Here is a 10,345-nt window from a genome sequence, read left to right as displayed (position 1 = left end):
ACTAAATATCAAAGTTAAGGAGAGCAAGTGACCGAATCGGAGCTATATGATCTTTTGAGCGAGCGCCAAGTGCCAGTCGCTCCTTACAAATCGTTTGGGTTCAAGGAAAAGCCCGTCGTAGATTTTTTCCCCGTAGCGTTAAAAATTGAATCGCCTAAAGTCGTTCATAAAAGCGAGTTTGGCGCGGTTAAGCTCAATATAACCAGCAACGAACAGCTTGAGGCGGCTAAAGCCGAGATTATCAAAAACGTGGAAAGTCGCGGCGTAAAACTAGACGAGTCGGATCGTTTTATCGCCACAAAAATGCTGCGCGGCGAAGAGCTGTATTTTGGCATGGTAAACGACCCCGTGTTTGGCAAGACAATTCTCTTTGGCAAAGGCGGCGTGCTGCTGGAACTATACAAAGACGTAAGCTATATCTCTTTGGAAGCCGATCGCGCCGAGATCGAGCGCGCGCTAAGAGGCGCAAAAATCTCTAAGCTGCTAGATAACTTCCGCGGTCTTGGCTTTACGATAGACGGCGCGATCGCGTTTGTGGAAAAACTGCAAAACTTTATCAAAAACAACCCTTCCGTTAGCGAAATGGACCTAAACCCCGTTTTGCTTACCGACGAAGGTTTAGTCGCGGTGGACGCGCGGGTTTTGTTTGAGGACAAAAACATTAGAACGACGCGGCGCAAACGTCATGATTTTTTCGACAACAAAAAAGTCGCGGTAATTGGCGCTAGCTCCGATCCCGATAAGGTTGGCTACGCGATCGCCAAAAACGCGCTTAATTTCAAGGGCGAAACGTATTTTGTGAACGCCAAAGGCGGCGAGCTATTTGGCAAAACGCTCTACAAAAGCGTCCCCGAACTGCCAAGCGACGTCGATACCGCCGTTATTAGCATTCCGGGCAAGTTTATTTTGCAGACAATCGAGGAGCTGGCGCAAAAGAACGTCAAAAACGTCCTCGTTATCAGCGCGGGATTCAAAGAGGTTGGCGATCTAGAGGGCGAACAGAAACTTATCGATCTGGTCAATAAATACAACCTCAATATGATAGGACCAAACTGTCTTGGCTACTATAAAGGCGAAAGCGATCTTAATCTCACCTTTGGATCGAACAACGTGTTAAGCGGCGATATAGCCGTCGTCAGCCAATCGGGCGCGGTGCTGGCGGCGTTGATGGACAAGGCGTATCAAAACAAGATCGGCTTTAGCCATATCGTATCGGTGGGCAATATGGCGGATTTGGATTTTGGCGATCTGGTTGAAATGCTCAACAACGAGCCAACCTGCAAGTCGATCAGCCTCTACGTTGAAGGTATGAGCGACGGCAGGGCGTTTATGGAGGCGGCGAGAAAGAGCAAGAAGCCGATCTTTATATTCAAAACGGGCAAGAGCGACGAATCCAAAGCGGCGGCTTTCAGCCATACGGGTAATCTAAGCGGCAACTACAAAATGTTCAAAAAACTGCTTGAGTCCGCCGGTTGCACGCTGCTTAACAATATCGAGGCGCTTATTTTTAGACCGCCTCTTAGCTCCGTCAAAAACGCGCTAATCGTTACCAACGCGGGCGGTCCGGCGTCTATTCTGACCGACTATATAGTCAAACGCGGCAAAAAGATATACAAATTAACCGACGAAAACGTCAAGGCGCTCGACGCGGTGCTGCCGTTTAACTGGCCAAAAGCCAATCCGGTGGATATTATCGGCGACGCTATGAGCGATCGCTACGAGAAAACGCTTGAGATAACGCAAAATTTTGACGGCGTAGATTTGATCTACGTTGTGGTTACGCCGCAATTTATGACCGACGGCGATAAGATCGCGGAGCTGCTGCTAAGAAAGTGGAACAAGCCGATTATCCCCATTATGGTCGGCGGACACGATCTGCAAAAAGGTATCGATTTGCTCAAGGCAAACGGCATTTTAAGTTTCGATACGCTTAAAGCGGCGACCGATCTCCTATAACCCTTCTAACCCTTCGCCGCTTTTCCGCTCGCGCTCTCCCGCGCGGGCGGCGATTGCCAGTTTAATCCGCGATCGGAGGCGACGGGCTTTGGCGCGCTCGCGGCGATTGTCCTAGCGCTAAAATCGCAACAACGCCTCCTTTTTTACTTGCGCCTTGCGTTGGGATCGCGTTGATCTATCGCGTAGTCAAACCCCGCGTCGTTTCTCGCGCGGCTTGCCCGAAGCGCTAAAATCTCGACGCTTCCTCCTTTACTCGCCTTGCGGTTTTCGTCCGCCCGCTCCGCTAGGAGCGCAAGGCGCGCAGGAGAATGCGCGGGATTGCGGGAATCCATCTCCCAAATCCGTCGTGGTATGAATCGCATACGATCTTTCTTTGTCTGGATTGCCGCGTTCCTGCGCGCCTACGTTCGCGCGCGAACGAGCGCTTCGCTGGAACAACAACCCCCTTTGTCATTCCCGCGAAGGCGGGTATCCAGATACGCCGAAGGCGTGAAAGAGAGAGACGGATCTACGCATTCCGCCGAGCCTTATGAGACGGATTTCCGCTTTTCTGAGCGCTTTGCGCTCCTATCAGAGCGGGGCGCTTCGCGGGAATGGCGGGAAGGGGGAATAGCGGAAGTTTATTTTGTTGTCGCCTTAGCATAGGTTGCGTTTAATCTAGCGCGTCGGTTTGTCTAAACCGCGCTTGATTGTTTGTTTTTGTAAAGCGCGGTTTTGCCGCTTGTATCCGTTCGGCGCAAACGCCGCCTAACGCGCGATTTGCTTTTTGTTTCTTTATTTCGAACCTTAAATTATTTTTTAAGGTTAACCGATGTAGTATTATCAATGTTAAAAATGTAATACTAAAAGGAGGGGAGCAAATGTCAAAGGTAACGCGGATTGCCACGTTCAATCCGTCGCAAGAGGCTTGGGGGAGCGACGCCGAGTTCGAGGGAACCTGTCGAAAGGGGGAGCTAAGAGGCATAATCGCGATCAATCAGGACAATTGCGTAGGGTGCGACACCTGTAGCGCGTTCTGCCCTACGGAGGCGATTAAGGGATCGCTTGGCGTGGCGCATAAGATCAACGTCAATCGGTGCGTAAATTGCGGTCAGTGTCTTGTGAATTGTCCGTTTGGCGCGATCGAGCAGATGAGCTTTGTCGATACGGTAATGCAAAAGCTGAGCGATCCGGGCGCGTTTGTCGTGGCTCACCCATCGCCGTCCGTTAGGGTTTCGATCGCCGAAGAGTTTGGGGGGAACCCCGGCGATCTGACGATAAACAGGCTCTACAACGCCTTCGAACTGGCGGGATTTCACAACTACGACGTCAATTTCGCCGCCGATCAGACCATTTTGGAAGAGGGGACGGAGTTTATCAAAAAGGTTCAATACTGGCTGCTTGGAGAGCGAGGCGGGGATTTGGAACATATGGCGGCGCACCCTTTTCCGCATTTCACAAGTTGCTGTCCCGCGTGGGTGAAAAACGCCGAAACCTTTCACCCGCAACTTTTGGCGCACATATCTGGAGCGAAATCGCCTATACAGATGGGCGGCGCGTTAGCTAAAACGTGGGCGGCAAAATATGTGTGGAAGGTCGATCCAAGAAGCGTTTATATGGTCGCGGTTACGCCATGCACCGCAAAGATATTCGAGGCGAGCAGACCGGAGTTTAACTCGGCGCGTCAATATCTAATAAAAAACGGCGAAATACCTACCAATACGCCTAATTTTCAGGATATAGACGCGGTTTTGACGGCAAGAGATATAGCGGAGATTTTCAGGCGAAAAAATATAAATCCGCTAACGCTCTCAGACGAGCGAGCCGACGAGACGATGAACGTCTATACCGGCGCGGCGACTATATTTGGAAATAGCGGAGGAGTGATGGAAGCGGCGTTAAGAACCGCGTATTTTATTCTCTCCGGAAACGAGTTGTCAAATCCCGATCTGATCGCCGTAAGAGGGTATGAAACCGACATCGTGGAAGCGAACATTCCCATACCTTTGAAAGATTACGGCGGCAAAATTGCAGAGGTGAAAGTCGCCGTCGTAAACGGAGCGTCGAGGAATATAAAAACGATTGTGGATAGATTGATCGACGATCGCAACAAATATCACTTTGTAGAAGTGATGAATTGCCCCGGCGGGTGCGTAAATGGGGGCGGACAGCCCGTTAGGACGATGGGGACTTCGTGGCTTCATCCGCTTTTGCCGCTTCCGCTAAGAGCGTAAAGGAGAAAACAGTGAGCGAAAAAGAATACTACGCGGAAAAACCGTCGCGATCGCTAATTAGCCGCCGCGACTTTCTTAAAGTAGCCGGAGTTTCGGTATCGGTTATAGCCGTAAGCGGCTACGCGATCACCGATATTATCGAGCGGCGCAAATCGTATATAAGATTAAGGCAACTTGGGCTTTACAAAGACGATAAGCGGTTGCAAAAACAGAACCTAACCGGTTCGCACCAAAACCCTAGCGCGTTAAAGGTTTATAAAGACCTAAACACCAAACCTATGGGCGAAATAGCCGAAGAGTTGTTGCATACAAAAACCTACGTGGATCGTAACAATCTAGGATTAGTAGGAGGCGATCATGTCTAGCGCAAAAGTCTTAAAGTTTCACGTCTGCGAAAAGGTTTTTCACAACATAAACCTGTTAAGCTGGGCGATCTTAATAGTTACGGGCTGTTTGGTATATTTCAAGCCGATAAGCGACGAGAGCGCCGCGATCGCTATGGACATACATATAATCGCCGCCGTTTTATCCACCGCTAACTTTTTTGGTTTTGCGATTATCAACTACGATAGGTTTATGCTGCTGTTAAAAAACCTGACGAGTTGGGATAGAGATACGCTTAGCTGGTTCAAAAATCTCGGCGGTTATCCAAGAAAGATATTTGGGATCGGTTTTGGACCCAAAGAGGTAGCGCCGCAAGGCAGATTCAACGGGGGGCAGAAGCTGCTGTATCCCGCGTTTATAGCGATGATTTTCGCGCTTATCGTTTCGGGTTGGCTTCTTTACGCCTTTACGCCCGCGCTTGGAAAACAGGCGGTAACCGCGCTCTTTTACTTTCACGTCTGGGGTTCGATTATCGTTACCGCGCTGGCTGTTTTTGGACACGCGCCGATGGCGTTGATGAATTTCGGCGATTTCAAGGCGATGTTCGGGCGCGGCGAGGGCTATGTGTCGCTTGAGGAGGCGAAACATAGCGCGCCAAAATGGGTGGAAAACGACCTTGTAAAAGTTGAAGGCAAGGACGATTAAAGGGGGCGGATATGGCATGGGCGAAAGAGAGGCTACAAAGAGTTATCGATTGGGAAAACGCTAACGAATACGAGGATTTTATCGACGATAGCCGAATACATTCCATACTAAAAGCGGCGAGCGCCCCATCGACAAACGAGGTTTTAGCAACGATAAAAAAGGCGAAAGCAAACGCGAGCAAAGGCGTTATGCTATCCCCCGAAGAGACGGCGATTCTTATGAACGCGCGAGGAGACGATCTCTGGGAGGAGATATATAGCGCCGCCGCGTTTGTAAAAGAGGAGGTGTATGGAAACCGCATAGTCCTGTTTTCGCCTTTATATATTTCAAATCCGTGCGTTAATAATTGCGCCTATTGCGGTTTTCGTTCGTCAAACAAAAATATGCAAAAGATCACGCTAGACGCCGACGGGTTAAAAAACGAAATAGAGGCGCTGATAGACGCGGGGCAGAAGCGGCTGATCGCGGTGTTTGGCGAGCATCCAAAAAGCGACGCGGAATATATCGCAAACAGCGTTAGAACGATCTACTCCGTTAAGAAAAACAAAGGCGAGATAAGACGGGTAAATATCAACGCCGCGCCAATGTTTGAGGAGGAATATAAGCTGATAAAAAGCGAGGGGATAGGCACATATCAGGTTTTTCAAGAGACCTATCACAAAGCGACATACGAAAAGGTTCATCCAAAAGGCACGATCAAGGGCGAATATAATTGGCGGTTGTTCGCCTTGCATAGGGCGTTGAAGGCGGGACTTGACGACGTGGCGATCGGAACGCTTTTTGGGCTATACGATTGGCGATACGAGACGTTGGCTATGCTCTATCACGCTATGGATTTGGAACGCGTATTTGGCGTGGGAGCGCACACTATGTCGTTTCCTAGAATCAAATTAACGCAAAACGGCGAAAGTTTTAGATCGCCCTACGCCGTAAGCGATTTAGATATAGTAAAGATCGCCGCCGTTATTCGCCTTATGTGTCCTTTTACCGGCACTATTTTAACGGCTAGAGAAGATCCGATCGTTCGAGACGAAATGTTGCGAAAATGCGGCGTCTCTCAAACCGACGCGGGAACAAACATAGGTTTAGGCGGCTATTCGGAAAACAACAAGGGTAATAACCTTGCCAAACAGCAGTTTTCGATAGGCGATCACAGAAGCATAGACGCTTTTATTCTAAGCCTCGTGAAAGACGGCAGGCTGCCCTCGTTTTGCACCTCGTGCTACCGCGAGGGGCGCACCGGCTGTAGCTTTATGCCGTTAGCCAAAGGCGCGAAGATCAAATATCTGTGTATTCCAAACGGGATTTTGACCTTTAAGGAGTATATAAGAGATTACGCCTCCAGCGAAGTAAAAAGCATAGGAGAACAAACGATTATTCCTAAATATTTGGATATGTTGCGCGAAAATCTTCCGCAGGCGGTTGGAACGATCGAGAAGATGATCGACGGCTTAGAACGGGGCGAAAGCGATTGTCATATATAGATCGCCGCGCAATCGGCATCGTTCAAAAGGCGTTTTATACGAGCGCGCTTACGCATAGAGAGATCGTCGCTATTTTATCCTCGAACGAATACGACGACGCTCTCTTTTTTCACGCCGATTTAGCGAGAAAAACGCGCAACGGAAACGACGTTCATCTAAAAGGGTTGCTGGAGTTTTCCAATATATGCGTAAGAAACTGCTATTACTGCGGGCTAAGGCGGCAGAATAAAAGCCTGAAACGATACGCTTTGAAGCCGGAGGCGATAGCGGAACTCGCGCGTAAAGCGATCGCTTACGGATATAAGACAATCGTGTTGCAATCGGGCGAAAGCGGCGCGTATAAGTTGGACGAGTTTTGCGAGGTAATACGATCGATAAGAGAAGCTGGCGCGCACGTTACGTTAAGTCTTGGCGAAAAGAGCGAGGAGGAATACGCCGCGTATAAAGAGGCGGGAGCAAATCGCTATCTACTACGCATAGAGACTACCAACGCGCGGCTTTATAAAAAACTTCACCCTTCAATGAGTCATCAAAACAGATTCGACTGCTTGAAAACGTTAAGAAAACTAGGTTATGAAACGGGTAGCGGATCGCTTGTGGGTCTGCCCGATCAAACTATTTCGTCCATTGCGGACGACATTTTATTTTTTAAGGAGAGCGACTTTGATATGATAGGCATAGGTCCGTTTATACCAAACGAGCAAACTCCGCTTAGCAAAGCGCCGCAAGGCGATTTTATTTTAGCGTTAAAAGTTATGGCGCTGGTTAGGTTGCTGCTGCCGATGATAAATATCCCCGCTTCCACCGCGATGGAGACGCTAGATCGAAACGGACGGATCAGAGCTTTGCAAAGCGGCGCCAACGTGGTGATGCCCGTAGTAACGGAAGGCGAGTATCGGCGGCTTTATCGTCTATATCCGGGCAAGATATGTTTAGACGATACGCCGCTTCATTGCAGAGGTTGCATAAGCGGCAAAATCCGCGCGATCGGCAGAGGCGTATCGACGACAAACGGCGATAGCGTCCGTTTTGGCGATCGCTTAGCCGCGCAAGCAAAAAGGCGGAGCCGATGAGCTTAAACGAAACGCCGCTCGCAAACCGCGTTCATATTGGAATTTTTGGCAAGCGCAACGCGGGAAAATCAAGTCTGATGAACGCCTTAATCGGACAGGAGATCGCCATTGTTTCAGAAGTTAAAGGGACGACGACCGATCCCGTTTATAAGGCGATGGAGCTTCTGCCGCTGGGACCAATAGCGCTGATCGACACGCCGGGTATCGACGACGAGGGAGAGCTAGGCGCGCTTCGCGCGCGTAAGGCAAGGCAGACGCTAAACAAAACGGACGCGGCGATCGTCGCGGTTGATTCGGCGATTGGTTTAGAGGAAGCCGATTTGGAGCTAATACGCCTTTTGCGAGCGAAGGAGATTCCATATATCGTCGCTTACAACAAGAGCGATCTGATCGCGAGCGGGGCGCAAATCGAGAAAAACGCGATCGCGGTAAGCGCCAAAACGGGAGAGAATATCGACGCGCTGAAAGAGATGATCGCCGCTTTGCCAAGCGGCGGCGAAACCAAACTGCGCCTCGTCGGCGATCTGATAAACGCGGGCGATTTTGTCGCGCTAGTAACCCCGATCGACAAATCCGCGCCCAAAGGAAGGCTGATTCTCCCGCAACAGCAGACCATCCGCGATATTCTGGAAGCCGACGCGATCGCCGTCGCGGTTAAGGAGCAGGAGTTAAGGCAAACGCTCTCGCTGCTAGGCAAAAAGCCCTCTCTAGTCGTTACCGACAGTCAGGTTTTCGCCAAAGCCGCCGCCGACGTTCCGCTCGATATTCCGCTCGTTTCGTTCTCTATTCTCTTCGCCCGCTACAAAGGTTTTCTAGCGCAGGCGCTTAAAGGCGTGGCGGTTGTCGATCGTTTGGAGGACGGCGATCGGATACTGATTTCAGAGGGGTGTTCGCACCATCGCCAGTGCGACGATATTGGACGGGTCAAACTCCCCCGCTGGATAAAAAACCACGCGAATAAGCGGCTGGAGTTTGATTTCACTTCCGGCGCGGATTTTCCGGACGATCTATCGCCCTATCGCCTGATCGTCCATTGCGGCGGATGTATGCTAAACGATCGGGAGATGAAATATCGGCGAAGTTTAGCCGCCGATCAAGAGAAGGCGATTACCAACTACGGCGTTTTGATCGCGCATATGCAGGGGATTTTGAAGCGTAGCGTAGCGATGTTTCCGCATTTAGCGGCGCTGGTCGAGTAGCGTGCGGACGCGGCTTGAGCGCGACGCTTTGGGGGAGCGCCTCCTGAGCGAAGAGGCGCTTTATGGCATTCATAGTTTGAGGGCGAGCGAAAACTTTGCGCTGGATTATAAAAAGAGCGACAAACATCTGATCTACGCGATGGTTCAGGTGAAAAAAGCCGCCGCGATCTGCCGCGTAAAAGAGGGCGCGAAAGCCTTTAGCGCTCGCGAAGGGGTTTTTGAGGCGATTATCGCCGCGTGCGATCGCGCGCTAGACGCTCAAGCCGACGACGCTTTTATCATAGACGCTTTGCAAGGCGGCGCGGGAACCTCGCTGAATATGAACGTAAACGAGACGATCGCCAATCTCGCGCTGTCGGAGCTGGGATTAAAACGCGGCGATTACGAGGCGATTAGCCCGTTAGACGACGTTAATCGCGGGCAATCGACCAACGACGTATATCCCACAGCGTTAAGAATCGCCGCGATCGGCTTATTGCGCGAGCTAAGCGATCAGTGCGCGAAGTTGCAAGAGGCGTTGCAGAAAAAGGAGATCGAGTTCGAGGACGTGGTCAAGCTCGGACGCACCGAGCTGATGGACGCCGTCCCCGTAACGCTTGGGAGCGAGTTTGGCGCGTATGCCGGAGCTATAGCGCGCGATCGCTGGAGGCTGTATAAAGCCGAAGAGCGTCTAAGGCAGGTAAATATCGGCGGCGCGGCGGTGGGCGCGTGCGATCCGCTCGATCGCAAGTATCGCTACGCGATTATCGAGGAGTTGCGCGAGCTTACGGGTATCGGGCTTGCCGCCGCGGAGTATCCTATGGACGCGACGCAAAATTACGACGTATTTGCGGAGGTTTCGGGGCTGTTAAAAGCGCTGGCGGTTAATCTATCCAAAATCGCGGGCGATCTGCGGCTGATGAACTCGGGTCCAAACGGCGCGATCGCGGAGATCGCGCTGGAGCCCGTGCAGACGGGCAGCTCTATTATGCCCGCCAAGTTTAATCCCGTAATCTGCGAGACGGTTATTCAGGTCGCTATAAAGGTCATGGCAAACGATTTCGCGATCGGCGTCGCCGCTTCGAGGGGAGAGTTTGAGCTAAACGCCTTTTCGCCGCTGATCGCCGACGCTATGCTAGAGAGCCTATCGCTGCTGTGTAAAACATGCGCGATCTTTCGTCAAAAGTGCGTCGAAACCGTTAAGGCAAACCGCGAGCGTTGCGCCGAGCTTCTGGAAAACTCCCTCGCCTTTGCGGCTTCGTATGTTCCCAAACTTGGTTACGATCGCGTCCGCGCCGTTATCGGCGAGTGCGGCGCGGACGTCAAAAAGGTTCGCCTCGCGCTTGAAAACGCCGTTTCGTCTATCGCGTAAATCGGCGTTTGAGTTTTTTTGGCGAGGATAGTTTCGCGAA

The 10,345-nt window shown here is 51.1% G+C and carries 8 protein-coding genes; all 8 read left to right on the top strand.

Features of this window, described 5'->3' with window-relative positions:
- Positions 1–27: 27 nt before the first annotated feature.
- Complete coding sequence (locus tag LBF86_08005) at positions 28–1,956, top strand: acetate--CoA ligase family protein (GenBank protein MDR0665444.1); 1,929 nt, start codon at positions 28–30, stop codon at positions 1,954–1,956.
- Between the two features lie 860 nt (positions 1,957–2,816).
- Entirely contained in the window at positions 2,817–4,169 is a 1,353-nt protein-coding gene (locus LBF86_08000) for a 4Fe-4S binding protein (GenBank protein MDR0665443.1), read from the top strand.
- 11 nt (positions 4,170–4,180) lie between these two features.
- Positions 4,181–4,534: an iron hydrogenase small subunit gene (locus tag LBF86_07995; GenBank protein ID MDR0665442.1), complete on the top strand. Its 354-nt coding sequence runs from the start codon at positions 4,181–4,183 to the stop codon at positions 4,532–4,534.
- A complete protein-coding gene (locus LBF86_07990; GenBank protein MDR0665441.1) occupies positions 4,527–5,198 on the top strand; it encodes a cytochrome b/b6 domain-containing protein in 672 nt (223 codons plus the stop codon). The genes LBF86_07995 and LBF86_07990 overlap by 8 nt, the downstream gene beginning before the upstream one ends.
- A gap of 11 nt (positions 5,199–5,209) precedes the next feature.
- Positions 5,210–6,682, top strand: coding sequence for a [FeFe] hydrogenase H-cluster radical SAM maturase HydG (gene hydG / locus LBF86_07985; GenBank protein MDR0665440.1), 1,473 nt, complete (start codon positions 5,210–5,212; stop codon positions 6,680–6,682).
- Positions 6,670–7,755: a [FeFe] hydrogenase H-cluster radical SAM maturase HydE gene (hydE, locus tag LBF86_07980; protein MDR0665439.1), complete on the top strand. Its 1,086-nt coding sequence runs from the start codon at positions 6,670–6,672 to the stop codon at positions 7,753–7,755. The genes hydG and hydE overlap by 13 nt, the downstream gene beginning before the upstream one ends.
- Positions 7,752–8,954, top strand: a complete 1,203-nt coding sequence (hydF, locus tag LBF86_07975) for a [FeFe] hydrogenase H-cluster maturation GTPase HydF (GenBank protein MDR0665438.1) — start codon at positions 7,752–7,754, stop codon at positions 8,952–8,954. The genes hydE and hydF overlap by 4 nt, the downstream gene beginning before the upstream one ends.
- Before the next feature lies 1 nt (position 8,955).
- Positions 8,956–10,305 carry an aspartate ammonia-lyase gene (locus tag LBF86_07970; protein MDR0665437.1) on the top strand — a complete coding sequence of 450 codons (1,350 nt, stop codon included), beginning with the start codon at positions 8,956–8,958 and terminating at the stop codon, positions 10,303–10,305.
- The last annotated feature ends 40 nt before the right edge of the window (positions 10,306–10,345 follow it).

Source organism: Helicobacteraceae bacterium, assembly GCA_031258155.1.
Lineage (GTDB): Bacteria > Campylobacterota > Campylobacteria > Campylobacterales > SZUA-545 > JAIRNH01.
The sequence above is the reverse complement of the archived record's forward strand: the minus strand, read 5'-3'. Positions and strand labels throughout refer to the sequence as shown.

What these genes read in the sequence shown, in the direction of transcription:
- LBF86_08000 (MDR0665443.1), top strand. Translation starts at nt 2,817, where the DNA reads ATGTCAAAGGTAACGCGGATTGCCACGTTCAATCCGTCGCAAGAGGCT.
- LBF86_07990 (MDR0665441.1), top strand. Translation starts at nt 4,527, where the DNA reads ATGTCTAGCGCAAAAGTCTTAAAGTTTCACGTCTGCGAAAAGGTTTTT.
- hydG (MDR0665440.1), top strand. Translation starts at nt 5,210, where the DNA reads ATGGCATGGGCGAAAGAGAGGCTACAAAGAGTTATCGATTGGGAAAAC.
- hydF (MDR0665438.1), top strand. Translation starts at nt 7,752, where the DNA reads ATGAGCTTAAACGAAACGCCGCTCGCAAACCGCGTTCATATTGGAATT.